The 643-nt window shown below is 30.5% G+C and carries 2 protein-coding genes; both read right to left on the bottom strand.

The genetic code is table 11. The annotated features are described in order from the left end of the window. On the bottom strand, nucleotides 1-253 hold a 253-nt coding region (locus tag AMN78_RS00035), incomplete at its 3' end, for an SOS response-associated peptidase family protein (protein WP_143323138.1). A gap of 112 nt (nucleotides 254-365) precedes the next feature. Next, on the bottom strand, nucleotides 366-643 hold a 278-nt coding region (locus AMN78_RS00030), incomplete at its 5' end, for a fumarylacetoacetate hydrolase family protein (RefSeq protein ID WP_179850578.1).

Genomic DNA, 643 nt, shown 5'->3' with positions numbered 1-643 from the left:
AAGTAATTTTTTCCATAAGAGTTTCTCTCCTTGCATTAATAAGGGGAGAAAACTTATCCAATTTTTTAGACCAACTCGGAACCAATCCCCACTCATAAAGCTCAAGAGCCTTACCATTTGAATAAGATTTTATTATGGGTAACTTTTGAGTTGGGTGCGCATTATAATTATCTGAATCTTCAACCTTTATATTTGTTTTTACCAAATCAGCAGTTTTAGTAACCGGTTTTCGAATACTATATCTTCCACACATTATTTATTTTTTCTCTCTCTTTTAAGCTTTCTTTTTTCTTTAAAAGATAATTTGGCTTTTTTCATAAAGCTTCTATCTTTTTGGCTTTTACCCGAATATCTTTTTGACATAATTATTCATCTATTATTTCATGAAATTGCTCACCTAGTCCATCTACTTTTAAGTGAAGTTTGTCACCCGTCTTTAGAAATTCAGGTTTTTCCATTTCCATTGCTGTACCAGCTGGTGTTCCGGTAGTGATAATTGTCCCAGGATACAGAGTCATAAATTGACTTAAATGAGAAATTAAAAAATTGAAATTGAAAATCATTCTTTCTGTATTTCCAGTTTGCCTTCTATTGCCATTAACATCTAACGCTAAATTTATATTATTTAAGTTTTTTATTTCAT

Source organism: Candidatus Pelagibacter communis, assembly GCF_001179945.1.
Taxonomy (GTDB): Bacteria; Pseudomonadota; Alphaproteobacteria; order Pelagibacterales; family Pelagibacteraceae; genus Pelagilacustribacter; species Pelagilacustribacter ubique_A.
This window is presented reverse-complemented; position numbering and strand designations above follow the sequence as displayed.